Here is a 22,727-nt window from a genome sequence, read left to right on the forward strand (position 1 = left end):
TTAATCAACGGGGAGCAGGTCAATCCTGTCAGACCTGGAAGTGAACCAGCCAGACCTCCGACAATAGAGCCAACCAAAGGGTGTTCCAAAAATTTAGCAAGCCGGCTTTTGGCTTACTGCTTTTCTTCGTCAGAAGCTGAAGATATCCTCGATGTGATGAAGTAATTTATTGAATAAATTGTGAATTTTTTGCGTATTGCGATTGCCAACCTGTGCTGGCCCATGAACATTTAACGTCGCGATTTGCATGCTGGATCCTAACTCGTAAGAACGGTTTTTCCCATGTTAGACTGATATAGCCATGCTCTGGCCTTCTTCTGTCAGGGATACATGTTCAAAATCTCCATAGTCCTTACGTAGAAGAGAACGGGAATGGCAGATGTTGATGATTTTGAACAAATACTCTTCCGACCAGGGGAGTCGCTCGTCAATAGCAATGCGATCGTTCTGGTCCATATCAAATCCAAATGAAACAGTTTTGATCGTCTCTCCGAGGTTCTCCAGGTCATCGTTCATATATGTTAAAAGAGCATCTATATCTGACTGAATTTTCTCTGCATCCATTTTTTACTTTATTTTTCGATTGTTAGAAAACAAGCATCGTGATATGCATATCGCCCGCCTTGCTGATTAATGCAGCAATCTCGAAAGCCATTTGAAAATCTTTATGATTATATTTGTCTTAGAAGTCTGTTGATTTGAAGTAACAGTCTTACTCTGAATGCTTTGAGCTGGTGATACCGACTGTGAAACTGATGTTCTCGTCTGACCTACATAAGGTGATGATGATTTATTAGGCACAATATGCTGAGTTTGCGCTCTTGCTTGCGATGCATTTTGTGTAGAAGCCCGTAACTTGCTGAGGATTGCCTGGTTTGCAGTTGTGGCGTTAGTGCTCACAGGCTTAGGAGTTGAAGTGGTACTCTTACCCTTAATGCGCTCCAGAGCTTCTTGATTGCTGCTAGTAGAAGTTAATGTTTTTCGACTATTATTTGGCCCGGCAAGACGCCAACGGGCATCTGCTTCGGAGATAACTGTCATTTGACCGATTGTCGTGACAGTAATTGCGAGATGTGAATATTTATATTTGTCGTTAGTGTAAGGTGGTTCCATAAGACCGATTGCACTGATCCATTTCCCCACCCATGAGGAATCAGGTTTGACAGGGAAAGACCTGAGGCCTTCGCTCCATATGGATATTTTGAAGATTTTACCCCGCCAATCCCCGAAATTAACGAAGATATATGGTTTTCCATTTCGGTCCTTATCAAGTCTTACGTTAATAATTTTACCGATAACTTCAACTTTATCACCAACTCTCTGAAGGCAAGCACTATAATCCCAGGCTGGCAGAACGGCGTAGGCACTTATGTAACCAGATTTCAGTCTGCTGCTTGGTATATCCCCATTCATACTAACGGAAGTTAGAGATAAGGGAATGTTTCTTCCAGCAATGAAGTCACCAAGAGAAGGCGTTTTTTCCATCGCTGAAGCGCAGATTGCGGCGAAATTTTTTATAAAAGTGGAAAGCTGCTGAATGCCCGATAGCATTCCTAAGATGGATGATGAACCGGGGTCTACAAAATCATTAGCTCGAAAAACTATTGCGTCCAGTTCCGAATTTGATTTATCCCAAATGGAAGGATCGATTTGTAATGACTTAAGTGCCAGCCAGAGAGATATTAGTGAGAAACGGTCTAGTGTGTGATTAAACGGATTCGTCTTTTGACGAAGGGGATGCTGAAAATTGACATGCCCCAGCTCTGAACTTCCTAATGTATCAATCTCATCAACGAACATTCCATCGTAGTCAATTAGCTGGACGGTAGCACCTCCGTCGGAAACCATCAGATTCCCAGTCTGAAAATCACCATGTGCAATTTTTTCTTTTTCAAGATAGGCGGCAAGTGATTCAATTGAGGCCGACAGCTTTGCCATCTCTTGTGCAGAACGCCTGTTGACCTCAAGGAACTCTCCTAGAGTTTCTCCCTTAGCCCATGCCATTTTGACTATAGGGTAAGATACTCCTCCAACGTTGATCCCTTGTGGCTGAAACTGAAAGTCGAGGAAATAGGGAGAACGAAGGCTGGATATTTTCCTGGATATAGCCTTATAGCGCTGTTCTAACGCTTTTGATTCCCTGTGAAAACAACGAACCGCGTATTTCTTAAAGCCTGATTTGATCGTATAAGTAAGCGCAAAGCCGCCACTAATGGCGAGTGGTAGCCCCAATCCTGTCGTTGCGACTGTACCTGACTTTAATTCAGGATCGTCTAGCACTCTGCTATGTTCTTGAAATGCCAGATTGTATTGCTCAAGAGACGGGTAAGGCATCTTAATTTCCGCGTTAGAACGATAGGACAAGCAGCGTTGAGTCGTCGATATGCATACGTTTGGCTGTACGCTCCCTGAGAACTAACTGTGCAAGCTGCTCTTCAGTTTGCAACGAAAGTAATTCGATAAAACCTGGATCCTCTGCCAGTGCTTGTTTCAGTGCCCATTCGCCGAGCGCATCTGTCATACAGAAGAGCTTAGGTTGAACTAGTTTTTCTAGGTAAAAAGTTTTTCCATGCAGTGTCCAGAAAGTACTTCCACCAATGAAATTATTATGAGTGGGAAGCGTAGCAAGCAATGTCGGCCTTTCTTTAAATTTTTCAGGATTATCAATAGGCCATGCACGAATAAGTTTCCCGCAATCAATCAGCATGGTGATGCTATCCCCAATAGCAAGAATATCTACCGTCTGATGATATTCAAATTGCTCAACGCCTATGAGTGTGGCAAAACTTCCTCGTTCGAATGCTGCCTGTTGTGACCAAGACATAGACGGGAAATCATGTGCGGCAGAATATTCTGCTAAAGCAGATGCTACCCACTCAGGCCTGACTTTAGGATCTTCATTAAATTTGCGAGTCAGAAGATCAGCCCATAACTTTGAATTAAAGGATTCACTTGCTCCATCACACAAAGCAAGCCTTCTCCCGTCTTCGGAGAAGGCGAATTTGTCCTCATTTGCCTCAGGGCATTCAGGGTCTTTTGGAACTGTTCCTGAGAATTCCAGTTTCATTGCGGACTCAACGTAATTGAGAAGCACGTGTTCCGATGTCGAAGAAATCGACTAGTTCGGCTGCTTCAGCGTTGAACATGAAACCACGAGATTCTATTCCCACCGTATGCCCTTTTTCCTGCGCGAAGCGTACCAAGTGCTCTGGTAAAGGGCTAGACATGCGGAAAAGCAACTTGGCATAGTCATCAGGTAAGCTAGTATCAGAGGCGGGAAATCTGATTGGATCATTACCGAGAGAGCTAACGTGAATATTAAGAATCAGAACTTCACCATCATTGGTGCGAATTTGTCGCAAATGATTGGCAATTTCTTCTGGATCTCCATCGTTTGATTCGCCATCAGTCACATGCAGGATAGTTGGAGGATAGCAATCCGGATGGGAATCACACCAAATCACCAATTCTTCGGCTGCTTTGGTTAGGGCTTCACGCATCGGTGTACCACCGCTTGCGATAGGATCAAACCATACTGGAAACTTAATTGCTGTCTCTATAATTCCACCTGCACCATCGTCCATCTTCCTTTTACGATCTTCTACCCTGGCTGGATTCTGTTCGAGAGTAGAAATTGGATTGAGTACTTGTCCTCCAAGAGGGCCGGAGAAGCCATTAGAAACTCCGTGATGGCCGTAGCCCAAAACACCAATTTCAAAATAATCACGGACGCCTTCAGATTTTGTACAACGAGTAATTAAATTCATTAACGTTCGATTTAGCGCATCGGCGACAAATTCTGCTTTGCTTCGTCCGGAGGACATTTTGTCAGACATTGAGCCGGACTGATCGACCACGAAAAGAAATGCTGTTGGATTATTACGACTTATCTGTGATTCATATGGCATATGTTATTTTCCTCTCCAAGACTATTCATATCCTATCAAGTTAATAGGTAAATGCGAGAAAATCACTATGAATAACAGCAATTGTTAGCCTGTTGAGAGTGAAAATTACAATTAGCTTTTCTATATGGAATTTATAGTCAAGTATTCTTTCTGTTATGTGTTTTTTGATAGGTTTTGATTATTATTTTCTGTTGTTAAGCATCGAGATCGATAAAAATAATTATTAGGTTATAAAATTATTCAGTAATGAGTGGTCTCTATGCTAAAAGAAGTTTTTTTATATGGAGTTTTTTGATGTGTTTTTAGTGTTAATTTTCCTAAAGATTCATATTAATTTCCCCTCGCAATGTAGTATTTAGTCACGCTTGTTGTTTTTTAAGATAAAAATCCAATTGTAATGGGCACTTAAGCGATAAAATCAACTTTTTCCAACGCCTCAATTCAGATGCCTGTCCTTTAGGCACGGATCTTATAGTGGAGTAATTATTATAAAACCCCACTCGCCCCCACCTCCGCAGGGGCAAGCCCCATCAACCCCTTACCAATCAGTCAGCCCAATCGCCTTCATCACCCGCTTTCTCTGCTGCACAGACAGCGAAGCCAGATCCTCAACCGATCCCACCCGCGTTCCGTTTATCACGTCCCTGGGCTTAAAGCTGATAATAATCTGGCACCAAGTGACCTTCACATCCAGTTGCACCCCAATCGGAAAACCCGCTTCTCCTAACCAACAGCCTTTCAGGGTAATCGCTGGAACGCGGCGGTAATTTGGAGTGCGGGTCACATAACCCACGGTCGCATAGCGCTGGGTATAGGTTTGGTCTTTAGCTTCAATCTGACCTGAAATAGAATTGATGACAGTCATGATGACTATTCCTGTTTAATAGTGATTGTGATCAGCGATGCGGATGTGTTGCCCCACATTCGTATCGCGCTAAATGACCTGATGATTTAATCAGGCAGGCGTGAACGCATCGAGAGTGATAATAAAAAACTGCGAAAGGCCACGCAGAAGAACCCCGCTCGTTTCAGATGAATTCATGCGTTTTCGACGTTGATTCAATTCCCCTCGGTTAACCCGCAAAGGATCGCCATGTTGCAAAAAGACGCTTTCCCTGGCAGGACAAAATGGACCATTATCGTGATTGGTATGCTGGCCGGGCTGACAGGGGCGCTGCCCGATGCGCTACATTTGCCGGCGAGCTATGCGCATTATCTGTGGCCACTTTCACTGGGCGCGGCCAGCGTGCTGGCGTTCACGCTCAATCGCCTGAACGCCGTTAAACCCTGGCTGTGTGCGCTTGCGGTATTGCCGTTGATTGCGTTGATGACCGGCTGGCAGCACTGGAATTTTCCTGCGTCTCATGATGATGATGCTTTTTTCAGAAACAGTGGTGCGGTCCTGCTTATGCTCGTGCTGGCGATGCCGTTTCTCGCCGCTATCTGCCATGAATCGCCGACGCCGCACAATAACCTCTCCCGCAGTGCAATCATCGTCGAAGCGATGTGGCGCAACACTTTTACGCTATGCGTGACCGCCATCATGACCGGGCTGTTCTGGCTGGTGCTGTTGCTATGGAGCAAACTCTTCAGTCTGATCGGCCTTAGCCTGTTCGAGCGGCTCTTTTTCAGAAATGACTTTTTCCCGTCGATGGCGACCGGTGCGGTCATAGCGGCGGGCATTGTATTTTGTCGATGTCTGCCTGGCGCTGTCGGTGTTTACCGCAACGTCGTCACGCTGGCGGTGGGCGTGATAGTGCCGTTGCAGGCGATCGCCTTGCTGCTGTTCCTGGCCTGTTTGCCCTTTACCGGATTGGCGATTATCCCCAAATCGTTCTCGGCCGCCACGCTGCTGCTGACCATGACGTTGCTGATGCTGATATTCAGCGCGATGGTCGTTATAAAAGAGCAGAGCGAACCACGCTGGCAGCGCGTAAGCGCCCAACTGGTGCTGGCTGCACTGTGGCTGACGCCGCTCCTGGCCGGTCTGGCTGTCTGGGCCGTATGGCTGCGTGTTGCCGATTATGGCTGGACGGTGGATCGGGTTTATGGCGCGGTAATCGCGTTTATTGCGTTTGCCGGCTCGCTGCTGATGGTGTGGTTCCAGCGACCAGTCTGGTTTCAGAACGCCAACAGCATGAATACCTATATCGTGCTGATGCTGGCGTTAGCGTCCGGCGGCTGGTTTTTGCTGCATTCACCGGTGATCGATCCCTGGCGCATTATGGTCACAAGCCAGCAGGCACGTTACGAACAGGGCAAAGCAAAAGCGGACGCGGGGGATCTCTATGTATTGAGCACAGCGGGGCGACGTGGGAACCAGCTGTTGCAGACGCTGAATGACCATCCTCAGTGGCTTGAGGATCCTGTAAGATTAAAAGTCATGCTGATGCAGATCCTGGCAGGGCATAACAAGACAGACATTCAGCACGATATCAGCACGCTCAGGCAGGCTATCCCGGTGCGTCCGGGTAGCGAAACGCCGCCGAAAAGCTGGTGGCAGGTACAGAAAGGCTCAGAACAGGCGTTGAGAACCTGTCTGATGGATGTGGGTTCCTGTCTGGTGTGGATGCAGGATCTCAACAACGATGGCTCGCCAGAAGTGCTGTTATACAGCCCACATTCATCCCTCATTGTTATCTATACCTTGCGCGGCAACACATGGCGGCAGACAGGCAGCGCGAACGTGCCGCAAAGCGCCGATAGCGCTATGCGTAAAGCAATGCCTGACATAGTGCCAAAAGCGTGGCGCGATCTGGAGATTAACGGCCAGCGCCTGTCGGTGGATTACTATGGCTATGAGGGGCAGTAGGGAGAGCCTCAGGCTTTGATGTTTTCCCAACTCAATGCAAAGCGAGCCAGATACTTGTGCAGGCGATCGGCGCTGTTGGGCGTTGTCGGGAGACGGCCAGCTGCCGTCGATATGTTTTAGACGGCTGGTACGATGCAGAGTAGAGCGTATTATGTCTGATGTGATTCATTGTTCTCAAAGAAATGCCAATAAATTTTTAAACAGATGTGATCGCGTCGTGTGATTGCTCAAAATTTAGCCATTTTCTGAAATCACGTACAAGAAAAAATCGCGTATAGCCGGAGAATGAGAAGGGCAAATACAACACTTCTTATGGACAGGGCGAAAAAGTGATTAACATCGAAGAAAAAATTGAAAGGCATATTCAATCATTTCCAGCATCATTAATTAACTACCTGAAAAGCGACTATGAAGAAGACTTAATGGTGGTTATAGATGATTTACTACCTGGTGATATAAAAACAGCAATGGAAAATGAGGCGCGCGAACTATTGGCAGAGGAGTCGTTGCGTCGGGAAGTAATTATTGCTGAAAGTGGTCATACACCGCGCGCTTATGATAGCGTGGGCAGAAATGCGATTCGGGAAAGAGGGAAGTATATACCTGCTTTTTTTGATAGCCCAAGCATTCTTAATTTTTTTATGCAAATAACCGGTGAAAAGTTACACCGTGTACCTTATGAGCCCGAAGAGTTTATAATTAATTCACAAAATAAAAGTGGTGATACGCATGGATGGCATTGGGATGATTATTCCTATGCATTGGTCTGGGTCATTGATGAGCCAGATGTTCTTTCAGGTGCTCGCGTTGAATATGTTCCACGTATTCCCTGGAAGAAAAAAGAAACACGTGAGTGGATTAAAAACGTTTTAAAAGATAATACAATTTTTAGCCACCATGTCTCACAGGGACAATGCTATCTGTTGAGGGCTCGGGATGCCCTGCATCGAATTTCTCCTCTCACTTATGAGTCTCGCCGGACGGTTATTGTCTTCACCTATGCCAATGACTTCGATCTGGCGGATGAAGGTCTTACGCATGATTCAATGGAAGCAATTTATCCGCAGGATACACAGGCTTAATTAAATAAAGGGAAGTGAAAATGTCGAAAGAAACTTCACTGGGCGGAATGAACGATGACACAGGTTTTCCCGTGTTTTTTACGGAAATATCAGACTGTCTGGGACGCTATGAAAATTACAAGGATGCAGCCAGAGCAATAGCAGAAAAATTTCCTCCCAGTAAGTTTCCTCGTCTGCTCGACATATGTTGTGGCATAGGAAAAATGAGCGTTTCACTTTTTGAACTGGGCTACGAGGTTGTGGGGTTAGATTTATCTCTTGAGCAGTTGTCTGTTGCTAAAAAGAGGTGTAAAGGACCGGTATATATCCATGCAGACATGGGTAATCTGCCTAAAGATAAATTCGATATTCTTATTAATGTCTACACGAGTTTTGGCTACTGCAGCACTGAACATGAAGATTTGGCCGTTTTGCCCGAATGGTATGAAGCCCTAAATCCAGGGGGCATACTGATAATGGAGTTGGCCGATATGGACAGAGCCCGGAATCGAATAGATGTATCTGGCAGATTAATACGTATGAATAGTGGTGTTACTGAAACGCTTTTTATGGATTGGGAGCAAAGGATTCTGACGGTAAATTACGACAAAGATGGTCAGTCATGGACGTGTTCAACACGACTCTACGAAAAAGAATTTTTACAAAATGCGTTACTAAATTGTGGTTTTTCCAGTGTCGAGCTTTATGGTGATTTTTCACAAAAGCCGAAGGGGAAAGACGATAATTTGCTTATCATTGCGCGTAAAGGATTATAATTATGAAAAATATTATCTGCATTGTGGATGCTTATTCAACGGGCGCAGATCTGGCTCCAGTTTTTAAGAAGTCAGGATGGCAATGTATACACGTTCAGTCTAATGCTGTTATTCCGGATGATTATCTGCCTTCATTTATTCCCAAAAACTTTGATTTTCTGATGGTGCCTGACTCAGATGAGTTAAGTGGATTCGAAAGTATCGTTGAGAAATTACAACTTTTTGACCCGGCATATATTATCCCGGGTACAGAGACAGGCGTCAAAATCGCTGACTATCTTTCCCATCGATTATCTAAACCCGGTAACGCTTGGGAAAGCAGTACCCTGCGACGAAATAAATTTCAAATGCAGGAGGCGCTTAATAATGGCGGACTTTTATCTATTCCTCAATTTGTCACCGATGATGTCATTAAAGCGGTAGACTGGGCAGAACAGCATCAATGCTGGCCGGTGGTTGTTAAACCTGTTGACAGTGCTGGAGCTGATAGTGTCAGGTTCTGTGAAAACCACGTGGAGCTGGAAGACGCTTTCAATAATATTCTTGGTAAGAAAAATAAACTCGGTCTGTTTAACAGCACTGTACTGATTCAGAAAAGACTGCGTGGTCAACAGTTTATCGTCAATGCCGTCAGCATGGATGGCATGCATCTCATCACTGAAATATGGACAGATGATAAAATACCCGTTTCAGATGCTTCCTTGATATGTGAAAAAGAAATCCTTCTTCCTTTTAGGGGAGAAATACAAAATACACTTGTTTCATATATGAAAAAGGCGTTAACACTTCTGGGTGTTGATAATGGTCCTTCACACAGCGAGTTAATCATCACTGAACAGGGGCCTGTTTTGATTGAAACAGCTGCGAGAATGCAAGGTACGATTATGCATGATGCGGTAATTTCTGCTCTTGGGTACAGCCACGTTACCCTGACTGCTGAGCGATATATCAACCCGAATGCTTTTTTAGGGAAAATCAATGATAAGTATAATCTCAAGAAAAATCTTTATTGTGTGACACTTTCTTCAAAAGAAGATGGCGTTGTCAAAAATAACAGATGTAAAGAGTTAATCGGCCAGTTTCCATCCTATTTTGGATTAATGCATACGCCAGAAAAAGGTGAAAATATTTTTCGCACGACTGATCTTTTTACGAACCCTGGAATTATTTATCTTTGTCATGATTGTGAAGATCAAATTAAACGTGATTATATAAAGATACGCGAGCTTGAAAGTGATGGTTTATTGTTTGAATTGATGTGAGAAAATCATGGAAATAAAAACTGGTGCTGTTTTTGGCCTCATTATGGTGTTAATTTATAATTTCCTTGATGCAGGAAAGGAAGTTTATTCTGGCCACTTGGTGCAAAGTTTGCATCCAATGCTAGTGACTTTTATTGTATTTTCAACAGTGCTGGTTTTTTTTCAATGCATATGCTTGGTGAAATTAAGCAGGGATTATATTATTCCTTTGCAGTACCCTGTTATCATTACACTTTTAAATATAACTACTGTGGGTTCTTGGGTGACTTTTTTTTATTGCCTTCGTTATATAGAGCCCGCTATTGCTTCAGCAATAATTACAGGATTTGCCCCACTTATTATTGTTATTATTTCTCCATTTTTATACCGTAATGAGAAAAGGCAATATAGATTAAGTTTACTTCTGGGGATTGCTCTGTGTTCGTTATGGTTGAGCATCATCAGCTTGCAAGTGGATAATAAAAATCATAGTTACACTAACTATGAAATAGTGGCTGGAATAGTTTTAGCGATTTCCTGTGCTTTCTTCAGTATCTTGTCGAATATACTGAGTAAGAAACTGAGTGACAGAAAATGTATTCCTGAATCAATCATGGCTCACCGATTTTACCTGACCATAATAGTTACTTTTAGTTACATTTATGATGTTAATATTGAACATCTAAGCGATAGTGGCCTGTTCCCGGGCGTCCTTTTTCTGGCTATATTGGGAGTGATATTGCCTTTATGGTGCCTTCAGTATGCTATTAAACATTTAGCACCAGCTAAGGTTATGATTTTTATGTCCATAAGCCCTGTGTTTACTTATGTGTTTCAGCTTTTAGATCCCAGGTTGTCTCCAACCTATTCATCGCTCGTGGCCATCTTGCTATTGTGTTGTTTTTCACTCGCCACTGAGATTTGGCAAATCAGACATAAAGGAAGCACTCTGGACAATGGCTATAACGGCGTACCGGAAGATAAGCGGAGTTGAGATTACTTTCTCAGACAGCACTGCTCATGCTTTTCCTAAGCATTCACATGATGAATTTTACATTGGTGCCAATGTCTCAGGACGTGAAAAAATCTGGCTGGACGGTAAGAGTGATGAAGCAAGCGTAGACGAAATCACAATTTATAACCCAGGCCAGGTACAGTCAGCGATTCCTACGCCTTACACATGGCTTTACTATAGTTTTTATATTCAACCCGATATGTTAAGAAGCCTGTCGGGTTTTCACGATGATGAAGAGTTTAAACGTAGCATTTTTTGCGCTCCGGATACCGCTCACCAGATTCGGGAAACGGCCCGATTTTGCCTTGATTCCAGTAACAGTAACGGAGAAGTGATTGAACACTTGGCGTGCCTTTTGAACACCGTGATCAAAAGAGCGGGTGTCCGCTATAAATGTGAGCTTGGTCATAATGATAGTTTATTGGCGGAGAAAATCGCATGCCGTTTGAAAAGTGAAATGTTATCTCCACCGTCCCTTATTGATTTAGCTGCCGAAAATTTCGTTACACCAGTGCAATTAGTTCGTATTTTTAGCCACACCTATGGTTTACCGCCTATTTCCTGGCTCCGATGTGAAAAACTCAAATTATCGAAGCAGCTTATTCTTAGTGGGGATGCCATTTCGGCGGTAGCTGCAGATCTTGGTTTTAGCGATCAAGCTCATTACACACGTAATTTTAAAAATATGTTCGGCATCACACCTGGAGCGCTTTACAATCTTGTGAATAATGTTTGAATGTAATTTTATTGTAACCCAAAGCTAATTGATTTTTCTTGTTTTTTTCTGATTATATTAAAGGGTAAGATTGATTTATAGTAATTTAATGGGGGGGTAATTAAATCCATCTTGTTCAATTAAAAGAGTAATAGATTTTTTTAGAAGGTGTTTGAAAGTGGCGTAATATTACCATTGACTCAGGTGAGTTAATAAAATGAGAAGTCGGGTGCATTAGATCAAGCACAGTTAAGGCAGTGGAAAACCGAATTTTTGCACAAGCACGGTGCTGGTTTATAAAAAATCATATACCTTCACTAAGGGTTAAACTATACGGTTTTTTATAAACTAACGTAACCAGCCAGCCAGACCCTTTTCCAGTTTATCGAGAGACTGAGTATGCTTTCTCCCTGTCATGTGATCATTGTTACGCAGCTTCCCTTGGCTGAACAGGAGGTTTTGCTTGGGATGTATCAAGAATTACCTGTCCCGCATTACATGAAGACAACCCAGTGATTCAGGAAGCGATTAACTATGACAGATGATATCGAACAGCGTGTTTTTGCGCTTGCGCGCCGCCACAACGGCTTTTACCTGTTTAACAACGAAAAGAATCAACGACTGTTAAACTGCAATACTGATATCGACTCTGATATGCAATTAGATGCTGGTGAAGCCGAAGAGCTGATGGATAATTTTTTCGAAGAATTCCAGGTGAAGAGGGGCAGTTTTAAGATTGAAACGTACTATCCAGATGTCCCTTTTTCGTGGAACCCCTTTAAGAAAATTGAACCTATACTCGTGCCTGATTTTACGATCGGTATGTTGATAGAATCAGCTAAGGCAGGAAAATGGTTGTATGACTGAGTGCCAGCGATAATCTTCAAATAGTCGTTATTTTCGAGAAGTGATGATGATTTTATAAATTATTCATAATCGAATTGCAGATTTTGGCATTGAAAAATGCCAGCAAAAAATTGTCTCTTGCTGGCCATTATCAATTTTAAAAATATCATACTTTCACGCGGTAGCACGTTCGTTCCATGCGTCGGTGAACTGGATATTTCCATCGATAATTCGCCAGGTGATCTTTTTATACTGCAGACTGATACTTTCAATATGGTTCATTTTATCATTACCCGATAATCGGACATTAGGTACGCCGCAGTTAACACCAGTGACTTTAACGTTTTCCATCAGGACAGTGTAATAACAAACTTCTTGTCCTGCATCGTTTATATGATAAAACGTTATTTCTGCACTTTTTAATGTTTGACCAGTAGCTGCTGCTTTATAAAAGTAAGGTGTAGAACTATCTACATCTTTTTCAATCATCATTGATGAATGCTGACGCGTACCAGTAATCTTCCCGTTAGTGTTATCAACAGGGAGGTTGACACCATGGCCCAGTCCGATGATCTCTATACTTCCTTCTCGATCTTGAACGTCAACAGATCCTTTAATATCTGCACCGCCGTCGTCTTTAAGCCACATATAGGGAGGGATTGGCATACTAACTTCTCCTGATTTTTCTAATTAATATCATGGTTATTAAATAAAAAACAATGCTGAGCGTTATGACAGTGAAGACGTCTATGTAGAAATAGGCATCGTAGATGGATTCTGCATTGACATCACCAGTTAATAGTAGGGCTAACTGACGGGGAAATTCATGGCCTGCGTAGTTCTCTGGATGACCGAGTGAGCGAGCAGCAGCAAACGTTATAATTAAAAAAAATATTATCTTAACCGCCTTACGGGCAAGAGCTATAACCATTAGTTACCACCTCAATCCAGCCACGAGCCATAAGATCACGCATGCAGGGGACCTGAACAGGATCCGTTTTAAGGATTGCATCCCTTATGCGCGAGTAATCTGAATTATGGGGTATGGTTAAACATCCTTCTGATACTTGCCCAGGATGAAGCCTGAATAATCCGCGGTAAACGCCTTCTATCCATGTTCCGTCATCAATACTCAGGTCATCTTTGTACAAAGCAAACCACTCATCGCGTCCAAAGGCCGTCCCATGATAAAATTTATTCCATGTATCGTGGATTTCCGTCTTTGCTTTAGAAAAAAATCCACCAGAGCCACGCTCTACAATCCAGTATTTACCCAGTGGTAACGGACCGTTACTTTTAACGGCACCACATGCACCGTTATTACGGTAGATACCATTACCAGAAAAGGCCATGAATACACCCACACCATATAAATTAAAAGGTGCATAATCTGCACCATCAAGCGTCACTTTTCCTTGTAATGCCATGATGTACCATTCCATAGTGAGGGTTTGTGGCTTATCATATAAATGAAAGATTAAGCTATCAACTTTATTTTCGCGAATTTGAATTTATATTCAATTAATGTGTTGTGGGTTTATTTTTACGATTTAATTTGTTACGAGCTATGGTTGTTGTTGAATTGCATGTGATCTTATTTTAAAAATCTAAGTTATGTGGTTTGTTTTTTAAATTAATAATAGTGTGAACTGTATACCAATTCAGTGGTTTCGATGAATTTTTTCCGTAACTCATATTGTTAGATGTGAAAGTTATTTGTTCCGTGACAGAAATGAAAGTTGAAATTCCATGGCATTCTATAAAGAGAGGGCTAGCAAGCCAGCGAGGATTTTCTTTTACAATCACTGGTGACGGAGGCGATATAGCGCGGATCACACCTCCGAGAATATAATGAAGGCCTCTGAACGGCTTTATCTCAGCGACACCATAAACCTTACCGCCACCAACGCATAAAACCCCGCACAGATCAGATCGAAACTGCGCCGTGCCCGATTACGGTATTTCTCCGCCGTATGCGAGGCCAAAATCAGCGCATACAGGCCAAATATAATCAGGCCGGTTAGTGCGCAGGTAGCGACCAGAACATAGCTTTGCCACTGCGGCGCGCTGCGGGTCCGCCCATTCTGGGTAATGGTGAGCCACCGCTAACAATACCGTCATCAGTTTACAGAACAAAGGCGATAACTGCCGACGGCGGGAATCTCTATCGTCGGCCGTTTTTTCATTCAGACCTTGAATGTCTCTACGATGAGACGCAACGTCTGAGCCTGTTCAGAAAGCGACTGTGAGGCGGCTGACGACTCTTCAACCAACGCAGAGTTGTTCTGCGTTACACCATCCATCTGGCTTACCGCCACGCTCACCTGAGAGATCCCCTGCATCTGCTCAGCGGACGACAGGGCGATGGTATCCATTGATGTGGCCAGTTCGTCAACCAGATCGATCACTTTAAGAATATTTTGGCCTGTTTCATTCGCCACCGTGACGCCAGATTCCACCTGACCCACCGCCTGCTCAATGAGTGATTTAATGTCTTTTGCCGCTGTGGCGCTTCGCTGTGCCAACGTCCTGACTTCCGCTGCCACCACGGCAAATCCACGCCCGCTTTCACCCGCGCGTGCCGCTTCTACTGCCGCGTTAAGCGCCAGAATATTCGTCTGAAATGCAATACTTTCGATGACAGAGGTAATGTCTCTGACCTTAGACGCGCTTTGTGAAATTTCGCCCATGGTCCCGGACATACGGCGGACATCGTTTTCACCATTTTTTACGTGTAAAGCCGTATCCCTCGCGGCGTTGGCCGTCTGTCTGGCCATGGCGCTGTTACTCTGCACGGTGGCCGTCAGCTGTTCCATACTTGCCGCTGTCTGCTGGAGTGCTGCTGCCTGCTCTTCAGTGCGGAAAGCCAGTTCGTTGTTACCCTGAGAGATTTCGTTTGCTGAAAGCGCAACGGAAGCCGAGCCAGATTTAATGTCGGATACCACCCCGCGGAGCCGCGACTGCATACTGGACAAAGAGGCCATCAGGCTCCGGGTGTCATTTTTGCGTAGCTGAACGGCTGAGGTTAAATCTCCCTGAGAAATTGCATAGGCAAGGCGCTGTGCGGTAGCGGGTTCACCACCGAGTTCACTCATCAGCTTACGAATCAAATAGATGCCCGTGGACAGGCCAAAAATGACCGCGACAGCGAGCAGTACCAGTAAAATGACGTAAGCCTGTTCCGTCGTTTTACTGTTTGCACTGACGGCGTCATCAGACCGCTGAGTGAGCACCTGACCCATCGCCGTCAGTCCGTCAATCAGGGGATTTTGGGCGGGCCTGACGTTATCCAAAAGAAACTTCACGGTCGCGGCGTTGTTTTTTCCCAGTGCGAGTGGAACCGTATTACTGAATGATTCCAGTGCTTCTTTTTCACTGTTTTTAATCGCGTCGAACGCTTTTTTTTCCTCATTGCTGCCAGACTGGTCAATCATCTGCCCCAGTTGAGTGCTGCTGTCGACAAAGCGGGTCTTTAATTTTCCAAGCCGCGCGGATTGCTCCTCAATGCCTTTTTCATCGGTAAATAACGACAGATTCCTGACTGTAATGGCCATGTCGCGCTGGATAAGCGTCAGGTCTGTTATTAGTTTCGTTTTTTTCATATCTCCCTGAACGATGGATTCAAGGGCGTTTTTGGACTGATACAAAGAATGAATGGCAACCACTATGCACAGGGAAAAGAAGACGATTAACGTACCAAAACCCGAGCCGAGCCGTGTTGAGATTTTCATAAATCTTTCCTGAAGAAGGGAGGGGAGACGACGATCTTTCGGCGCAGACCCGGCAATCTTTATCCCGGCCGTGATAATTAAAATGTAAGCAATCACGACATAAACTTTTACAGGAAAAATCCCTCTCGCGAGTCTGTTAATATTTCTTATCTATAGGTTTTTTTATGGCCTGGCCTGCAGTAGAAATGGCAGATTGTGAGTGGAAACCGCGTCGCGCTGGCATCTTGTTGAGCGTTCTTTGGGGACGGGCTCAGTGCCGGTCATGAGGTGAGCCAGTTGCGATAAGGGCTGTCAGGACATAAGCCATGGGTAGCAATGAAACTATGCGGTTAGCGGGCATCGCGTTAATGGTTGCGATAACCTGCTGGCAGAACGCGTTTTCCAACGGCTGAACCGCGAGCGGTGCTAAATCAGAGATCGTCATCTTTTCTGAAGTTCAGGATGAGTGCAGCCAGCGTCATGCCATTTTCAAGTCGTATCCTCAGGTTGTTATCTGCGAAGCTGACGCGCCAGGCAGATCGAATAACCGCCTGTGAAAGGGGCTTTTTTAACCCAGCGACAGCAAAAACCCCACCGCTACCAACGCATAAAACCCCGCACAGATCAGATCGAAACTGCGCCGTGCCCGATTGAGATACGTCTCCGCTATTTGCGAAGCAAAAATCAGCGCATACAGGCTAAATATCATCACGCCGGTCAGTGCGCAGGTAGCAACCAGAACATAGATCTGCCACTGTGGCGCAGAGTTCGTCAGGCCCACGCTGGTCACGGTGAACCAGGTTAACGCGGCTTTGGGATTGGTCAGGTGCAATCCCAGCCCTTGCAGATAGTAGCCGCGTAAACGCGCGTGAGCCTGGGCTGGTCGTGCCGAAAGTTCTCCAGGGCGAAAGGCACTGCGCAGCGCTTTCGAGGCCAGCCAGAGCAGATAAGCCGCGCCGAGCAGTTTTAACCAGACGATAAAACCGTTGGAAGAAACCAAAATCGCGGACACGCCAAAGGCGGTCAACAGGCCCCAACAAATCGAACCTGAAATCACACCGGTGGCCAGCACCAGACCAGCTTTACGACCATAGTTCATCGCCGCATTGGCAATGGAAAGATTGCCCGGGCCAGGCGATGCCGTCCCTATGCTGTAAACCAGTAATGCTGCAAAGAATGAAGACATATCCCACATCTATCCAACCCCGACAGAAAGCATAAGCATGTATTAACATAATTTTAAAAAACATACATAACGGCTTGTATTGGATGGACGTGCACAGCAATGCTCGACCCACGTGATTAACGCTGTTCAGCACTGAATCCCGCACTTTCGACGATGAGAATGTTCCCGCGTCGTACTGGTCGCCTGAAGCTGAAAAAGGAGGCACGTCCCTTCACGTGCCCCGGGACACATTCCGCGACAACACTACTGCGATACCGCTAACCCGGCATCCGGTTCTCCAGGTTCCTTTGGTTCTTTGATCAGAATCCACAGAGCCGCCGCACCGATAAGGTCAAACACCGCCAGCGCAACAAAGAACGGACCAAAGCCGATGATGCTGACAAACGCGCCAATAAACAGGTTAAAGATCAACTGACCGGACCAGGCACAGGCGCCAGCCATGCCGACGGCAGTCGCGACCTCATCCTTCCTGAACAGGTCTGCGCCCAGCGTGGCGGCCACGGTAGAAAGTAACTGGTGCGAGAAGCCACCAATGCTGATCAGCAACACGGCGACATAGGGGTTTTGAACAATGCTGACCAGGCCGATGGTGGTCATCAGCACCGCCCCGAGCGTAAAGGTAATACGGCGCGAATTGATCAGGCCGATGCCGCGATCGTTCAGGAACTTCGCCACAAAGCCGCTGGCCAGGCAGCCCAGATCGGCCATCAGGAATGGCAGCCAGACAAACATCGCAATCTCTTTCAGGCTGAAGTGCAGGGTTTCCACAAAGAAGATCGGCACCCAGAAATTGATGGTGCCCCAGGCCGGATCGGCCAGAAAACGTGAGAGGCCAATGCCCCAGAAATTACGCTGTTTGAGGATGGCTAATTTAGAGGTCTTCTCTTTCTGCTCGGTATGAAGGTGTTTTTCCTGACCGCCCTCAATATAGGCGCGCTCTTCCGCCGACAGCCGTTTGGCCTCTTTGGGATCTTTATAAAAGATGAGCCAGATAAAGGCCGCCACAATAGCCAGGCCACCGGCCACCGGCCACCAGAAACGCAAACTGCCAGCTGTGAAACAGTATGCACCAGGCGATCAGCGGCGGTGCCAGCATGGCACCAAAAGAGGTGCCCATATTAAAGACGCCAGTGGCAATGCCGCGCTCCTTAGCCGGAAACCAGGTGGCAGCGGTTTTCACCCCGGCCGGAATCGCCGAGGCTTCACTAAAGCCCATGATGGCGCGCATAAACGCCAGGCCCTGCCAGGAACCCGTTAGTGAGTGCGCTAAGGTGGCCAGCCCCCAGACGATGGCGCAGATAAAAAAGCCCAGCTTCAGGCCAATGGTATCAATGAAATAACCCATCACGGGCTGGCCGATGGTATAAGCCAGCTGAAAGGCGCTGACGATCCAGGAATATTGCTCCTTGGTAATATCCAGCTCCTTCATAATTGTCGGGGCGGCAACGCCCAACGCAGTGCGATCGAGGTAATTAATAATCGTAATAAAGCACACCAGTAATATCATGTGCCATCGGTAATGTTTGATTGTTTTCATGATTGCTCCCTCATTGTTACCTTTTCCTTATGACTTTGCTAAACAGGTGACATGATTTTTAAATTAGAGGCAGGTTAATTAATTGAGTGTTAGTAAATCTCGTGATTGCACCTTGTTATTATTAGGTAAGCGATTTTGCAATAAACACGGAATTGCGTGGTGTGATGAGGCGCATTGTTTAATGCCGTGAAAATCACTTTTGGTAAATAATGTGATCAACGTAACCCACACAGATAAAAAGATTAAATAGCGGCAAGATGGCCTGGAATCAGGTTAACACTAAGACGTTGCAGCCAAATCTTTATACCTGAAGCCACTTGCTGGCGTGCATAAGGGCATGTCCCTTGCAGGTTGAGAGGCGAGGTGCGTTTTTATTTCGACTGATTCAGACGTGATGTTAATCACCACAGCGGGTTGGATGCCTGATGGTCAATAAGGCAGCCTGTCGTTTTTAACGCAAATAAGATCGCGCTTTTATGAATATTTTTTAATTCAGACGCTTTTCTCTTTTGTTCGTTTACGCTGCCGGTGCAGAGCGTTTATTCCTGCTGAAAAAACAGAAATGATGGCGATGTTAATCGTTCATGGAAATACGAGCGTGAAGGAATAGGTTGCAACTTTATAAGAGGAATCTTAAAAGGTCGTCGTTTGATGTTGAACAGGGATTCAGTATTATTTTCACCCTGTGCCACCCGCAAAGGATGTGAGATGCAAATCTGTACGATGGACTATGCTCGTCTCTCGCCAGACGGAAAAAGGGTCAAGCTTGACTGTTACGGCATCGGCTCATTTGATGTTTTGTCAGGAATTGACCGTTATCTCAATAACCCAGACTGTTCAGATAGAGAAAAGGCCGCGATCCCGCCGGGCACATACTGGATAGTCGACCGCCCGAAAGGAAGCGTGCTAAATCAACTGCGTGCAGAAGTGATTGATGCGTATCATTTGTACAGAAATCATCATTCCGAATGGTTTGGTTTATATAACGCAGAAACCATGAGTGATCATGCTTACGTCAATGGCACACGTCGGGGCAGCTTTCGGCTTCACCCATTGAACAGCGACGGCACCGGGGTTTCGTGGGGCTGCGTAACGCTGTACAGTTCATCGGATTTTGAAACCCTCAGAAATGCTTTGCTGCGGATACCTAAGATAAAAGTGCCCGGCGGGAAAGACCTGATGGCTTATGGCCGCCTTGATGTGCGCGGCATTCCAGATTTTAGTCGGTGTGGTGTGAGATGAAAATTGCGATATTTATTATTGTGTTGCTGGCGGCTTTTGTGCTGATCCCGGATAGCTGGATCAACACGTTATTCATGAGCCATATCACTATCGAAGGCGATGGCGAAGAGGCGATGAACAGCTATTCGTTTACGTTCATCGTGGTGAAGTTCGTACTGTCTCTCGTGCTGGCTGTCCTGGCCTCGTGGGGATATAGAAAGCGAAAACGTTAGCCCGCGCTCAGGTGCCTGGCGGGGACGCACGACAGATGCTCAGCGGGATAAGCCACGCCTTTCCTGAAGGTGATCATCCGCATTCAACGCGCCTTTACCGTCCACAGACCATTTGTTTCGCGCCCTTCACGACTCACATTTTCTGCTTTTCAGCCATCACAATGCCCGCTTTGATAACGCTTTAGCGACACAACCCTTCACTTCCGTTTACTTCCGTTTTTCCCCAGGTGCTGAGATCTGCATCACTTTCACGCTGCGTGCGCTCCCTTACGCTTAACGGCCAGGCAGGAGGGGGGATGATGTTTCTGGAAGAACGACGCAATCAAATTTTGCAATGGCTGGACGAACATGAACGCGTCACCGTTAACGGGCTGGCGAGCCAGTTGCGTGTTACTCGGGAGACGATTCGCACCGATCTGCGTGCGCTGGCAGAGCAGGGGCTGGTTCAGCGCTGCTACGGCGGTGCCATAGTGCAACGCCGTAATCTGCAGGAAAAGCTCATCAGCGAAAGTGGCCATTTTGATGTTTTACTCAAGCGGTTGCAGGCGCGTAAAACCACCGTAAAGACCACCAGCAGGCAGGGAAAAGTCTGCATCTTTGGCGCATTCAATGTTGATATCGTCGCCAGGGTGGCGCGTTTTCCGCAAAGTGGTGAATCGCTGATGGCGCAAGGCTGCACACTCGGGCCCGGCGGCAAGGGGGCCAATCAGGCCATGGCCGCCAGCCGGGCCGGAGCGCGCGTCCATTTTGTTGCCAAGGTCGGAACCGATCGGTTCAGCCAGTTTGCGTTTGATCACCTTTCGTCATCGGACATTCACTCTTTCCGTTTATACCAGACGGATACCGAACCCACAGGCAGCGCCATCATTTATGTCTCGCAGGAAAACGGCGAGAACATGATTGCCATCTACCCCGGTGCCAATAAAACCCTGACGGATGCCGAAATTGCCGAGCTGACCCATGAACTCACCGATGCGGATGTGTTGTTACTGCAGCTGGAAAACAACGTCGAGGCCACGCGCAGCGCTATCCGGCTGGCACACGCACTGGGCGTCCGCATCATCATGAACCCGGCGCCGTTCTCGTCTGAGGTCGTGAACGTTCTGCCGATGATCGATGTGCTGACGCCCAACGAAACCGAGGCCTCGCGGCTCTCGGGCATTGAAATCTGTGACATGGCGAGTGCGCGTAAGGCGGCGCAGGCGATTGTGGCGCAGGGGGCGCAGCGAGTGATCATCACCATGGGCGCGCGCGGCGCGCTGCTGTTCGACGCGCCGCATTGTCACGTCATTCCCGCCTTTCCTGCGCTCAGCGTGGACACCACCGGCGCGGGCGATGCCTTTAACGGCGCGCTGGCCGCCGCGCTGGCGCAGGGGCAGCCGTTACTGCAGGCCGCCACATGGGCATCGGCCTTTGCGTCCCTGGCCGTAGAGCGGGAAGGCGCAAGCAATATGCCCAAGCGGCATCAGGTCATCACCCGACTTAACCAACGATAATCCGACGTAACGCAACAGCCGCGCGCTGGCGCTGGCAGGAGAAACCATGAAAAAGATTGAAGGTATTGTCCCGGTCATGCTGACCCCATTCACCGCAGAGAATCAGATCGATTACCCCGGCCTGTCACGCCTGATCGACTGGTATCTGGCGCAGGGCGTGGATGCGCTGTTCGCCGTGTGCCAGTCCAGCGAAATGCAGTCTCTAAGCCTGGACGAGCGCGTTGCGCTGGCGCGTTTTGTGGTGGAGAAGGTGCAGGGCCGGGTGCCGGTGATTGCCTCCGGCCACATCAGCGATGAGTTAAGCGAGCAGACTCAGGAATTGCAGGCGATGGCCGGAACGGGCATCGATGCGCTGGTGCTGGTGACCAATCACCTCGATCCACACAATCAGGGAAGCGAGACCTTTTATGCCCACCTGAATCACATTCTGGACGCGCTACCTGCCGGGCTGCCGCTAGGACTCTACGAGTGCCCGGCGCCGTATCGTCGTCTGCTGAGCGACGACGAGTTCAGCTTCTGTGCCAACAGCGGCCGCTTTGTGGTGCTGAAAGACGTGAGCTGCGATCTGCCCACGGTGCAACGCCGCGTCAGGCTGGCGAAAGGCACGCCGCTGGCGGTGATTAACGCCAATGCGGCCATTGCGTGGCCGGCCATCCAGGCGGGCGCGCGCGGCTTCAGCGGCGTGTTCACGAACTTTCATCCGAACCTCTACGTCTGGCTTTATCACCAGGGCGCCCAGCAGCCTGAGAAAGCCCATGAGCTGTCGCTGTTCCTGTCGCTGAGCGCCGTTACCGAAACCCTTGGCTATCCCAAAAACGCCAAAATTTATCACCAGCGCCTCGGCACCTTCGCCAGCGAGCACTGCCGCGTTAACCGGGACAACGTGCTGGAGAAGTTCTGGGGGCTTGGCGTGTTGCTTGACCAGATTCGTGATGGCAGTGCGCTGTGGCAACACCGTCTTTCATAAAAA

General features: G+C 46.9%; 21 protein-coding genes and 1 pseudogene. 11 read left to right on the top strand and 11 right to left on the bottom strand.

All coding sequences use genetic code 11. The features are described 5' to 3' along the window. Positions 1–285 precede the first annotated feature (285 nt). From EL29_RS23010 to EL29_RS00025, 5 genes are all read right to left on the bottom strand, one after another. Entirely contained in the window at positions 286–564 is a 279-nt protein-coding gene (locus tag EL29_RS23010; protein ID WP_235193341.1) for a hypothetical protein, read from the bottom strand. Between the two features lie 66 nt (positions 565–630). After that, positions 631–2,334 (bottom strand): BUD32 family EKC/KEOPS complex subunit, encoded by a 1,704-nt coding sequence (locus EL29_RS00010; protein ID WP_028716003.1) that lies wholly within the window; start codon positions 2,332–2,334, stop codon positions 631–633. Between the two features lie 13 nt (positions 2,335–2,347). After that, positions 2,348–3,067, bottom strand: coding sequence for a hypothetical protein (locus EL29_RS00015; RefSeq protein ID WP_014606697.1), 720 nt, complete (start codon positions 3,065–3,067; stop codon positions 2,348–2,350). 7 nt (positions 3,068–3,074) lie between these two features. Beyond that, entirely contained in the window at positions 3,075–3,908 is an 834-nt protein-coding gene (locus EL29_RS00020; protein WP_014606696.1) for a TerY-P anti-phage system-associated VWA domain-containing protein, read from the bottom strand. Positions 3,909–4,446: 538 nt separating this feature from the next. Beyond that, a complete protein-coding gene (locus EL29_RS00025; RefSeq protein ID WP_014606695.1) occupies positions 4,447–4,773 on the bottom strand; it encodes a SymE family type I addiction module toxin in 327 nt (108 codons plus the stop codon). A 228-nt stretch (positions 4,774–5,001) separates the two neighbouring features. Here EL29_RS00025 and EL29_RS00030 point away from each other — a divergent pair, with 228 nt between their 5' ends. Then, the gene (locus tag EL29_RS00030) at positions 5,002–6,720 is read left to right on the top strand and encodes a DUF4153 domain-containing protein (protein ID WP_028716004.1); all 1,719 of its coding nucleotides are present in this window, start codon (positions 5,002–5,004) and stop codon (positions 6,718–6,720) included. Between the two features lie 8 nt (positions 6,721–6,728). Here the strand turns inward: EL29_RS00030 and EL29_RS23520 are convergent, their stop codons facing one another. Next, positions 6,729–6,833 carry a hypothetical protein gene (locus EL29_RS23520; RefSeq protein ID WP_494400764.1) on the bottom strand — a complete coding sequence of 35 codons (105 nt, stop codon included), beginning with the start codon at positions 6,831–6,833 and terminating at the stop codon, positions 6,729–6,731. Positions 6,834–7,049: 216 nt separating this feature from the next. Between EL29_RS23520 and EL29_RS00035 the strand changes: the two genes are divergently transcribed. The 6 genes from EL29_RS00035 (at position 7,050) to EL29_RS00060 (ending at position 12,395) form a co-directional block, all read left to right on the top strand. Next, positions 7,050–7,802 carry a HalD/BesD family halogenase gene (locus tag EL29_RS00035; RefSeq protein WP_014606692.1) on the top strand — a complete coding sequence of 251 codons (753 nt, stop codon included), beginning with the start codon at positions 7,050–7,052 and terminating at the stop codon, positions 7,800–7,802. A gap of 20 nt (positions 7,803–7,822) precedes the next feature. Continuing rightward, positions 7,823–8,557 carry a class I SAM-dependent DNA methyltransferase gene (locus tag EL29_RS00040; RefSeq protein WP_029571393.1) on the top strand — a complete coding sequence of 245 codons (735 nt, stop codon included), beginning with the start codon at positions 7,823–7,825 and terminating at the stop codon, positions 8,555–8,557. A gap of 2 nt (positions 8,558–8,559) precedes the next feature. Then, positions 8,560–9,819 (top strand): ATP-grasp domain-containing protein, encoded by a 1,260-nt coding sequence (locus EL29_RS00045; protein WP_028716006.1) that lies wholly within the window; start codon positions 8,560–8,562, stop codon positions 9,817–9,819. Between the two features lie 7 nt (positions 9,820–9,826). After that, positions 9,827–10,792, top strand: a complete 966-nt coding sequence (locus EL29_RS00050; protein WP_014606689.1) for a DMT family transporter — start codon at positions 9,827–9,829, stop codon at positions 10,790–10,792. After that, positions 10,755–11,549 carry an AraC family transcriptional regulator gene (locus EL29_RS00055; protein ID WP_014606688.1) on the top strand — a complete coding sequence of 265 codons (795 nt, stop codon included), beginning with the start codon at positions 10,755–10,757 and terminating at the stop codon, positions 11,547–11,549. Before EL29_RS00050 ends, EL29_RS00055 begins: the two co-directional genes overlap by 38 nt. 513 nt (positions 11,550–12,062) lie before the next feature. Beyond that, positions 12,063–12,395 (top strand): DUF1493 family protein, encoded by a 333-nt coding sequence (locus tag EL29_RS00060; RefSeq protein WP_014606687.1) that lies wholly within the window; start codon positions 12,063–12,065, stop codon positions 12,393–12,395. Positions 12,396–12,548: 153 nt separating this feature from the next. Here EL29_RS00060 and tssD read toward each other — a convergent pair whose 3' ends face one another. The 5 genes and pseudogenes from tssD to EL29_RS00085 all read right to left on the bottom strand — a co-directional run bounded on the left by tssD (position 12,549) and on the right by EL29_RS00085 (position 18,807). Further along, the gene (tssD, locus tag EL29_RS00065) at positions 12,549–13,040 is read right to left on the bottom strand and encodes an Hcp family type VI secretion system effector (RefSeq protein WP_014606686.1); all 492 of its coding nucleotides are present in this window, start codon (positions 13,038–13,040) and stop codon (positions 12,549–12,551) included. A gap of 242 nt (positions 13,041–13,282) precedes the next feature. Beyond that, positions 13,283–13,801, bottom strand: coding sequence for a DUF2778 domain-containing protein (locus tag EL29_RS00070; protein ID WP_014606684.1), 519 nt, complete (start codon positions 13,799–13,801; stop codon positions 13,283–13,285). Between the two features lie 759 nt (positions 13,802–14,560). After that, a complete protein-coding gene (locus EL29_RS00075; protein WP_028716007.1) occupies positions 14,561–16,105 on the bottom strand; it encodes a methyl-accepting chemotaxis protein in 1,545 nt (514 codons plus the stop codon). Between the two features lie 547 nt (positions 16,106–16,652). Continuing rightward, complete coding sequence (locus EL29_RS00080) at positions 16,653–17,279, bottom strand: LysE family translocator (RefSeq protein WP_028716008.1); 627 nt, start codon at positions 17,277–17,279, stop codon at positions 16,653–16,655. 234 nt (positions 17,280–17,513) lie between these two features. After that, a pseudogene (locus EL29_RS00085) lies at positions 17,514–18,807 on the bottom strand (MFS transporter). Positions 18,808–19,515: 708 nt separating this feature from the next. On the opposite strand from EL29_RS00085, the gene EL29_RS00090 reads away from it, so the two are divergent. From EL29_RS00090 to EL29_RS00105, 4 genes are all read left to right on the top strand, one after another. Further along, positions 19,516–20,049 (top strand): DUF2778 domain-containing protein, encoded by a 534-nt coding sequence (locus EL29_RS00090; RefSeq protein ID WP_024472337.1) that lies wholly within the window; start codon positions 19,516–19,518, stop codon positions 20,047–20,049. Beyond that, positions 20,046–20,261, top strand: coding sequence for a hypothetical protein (locus EL29_RS00095; RefSeq protein ID WP_014606679.1), 216 nt, complete (start codon positions 20,046–20,048; stop codon positions 20,259–20,261). The genes EL29_RS00090 and EL29_RS00095 overlap by 4 nt, the downstream gene beginning before the upstream one ends. Before the next feature lie 299 nt (positions 20,262–20,560). Next, positions 20,561–21,757 (top strand): putative transcription factor/ribokinase fusion protein RikA, encoded by a 1,197-nt coding sequence (gene rikA, locus EL29_RS00100; protein ID WP_028716009.1) that lies wholly within the window; start codon positions 20,561–20,563, stop codon positions 21,755–21,757. Between the two features lie 46 nt (positions 21,758–21,803). Then, complete coding sequence (locus tag EL29_RS00105; protein ID WP_024472336.1) at positions 21,804–22,724, top strand: Dap2 family DHDPS-related protein; 921 nt, start codon at positions 21,804–21,806, stop codon at positions 22,722–22,724. Positions 22,725–22,727: the final 3 nt, after the last annotated feature.

This window comes from Pantoea ananatis LMG 2665, assembly GCF_000710035.2.
In the GTDB taxonomy this organism is placed as follows: Bacteria; Pseudomonadota; Gammaproteobacteria; order Enterobacterales; family Enterobacteriaceae; genus Pantoea; species Pantoea ananatis.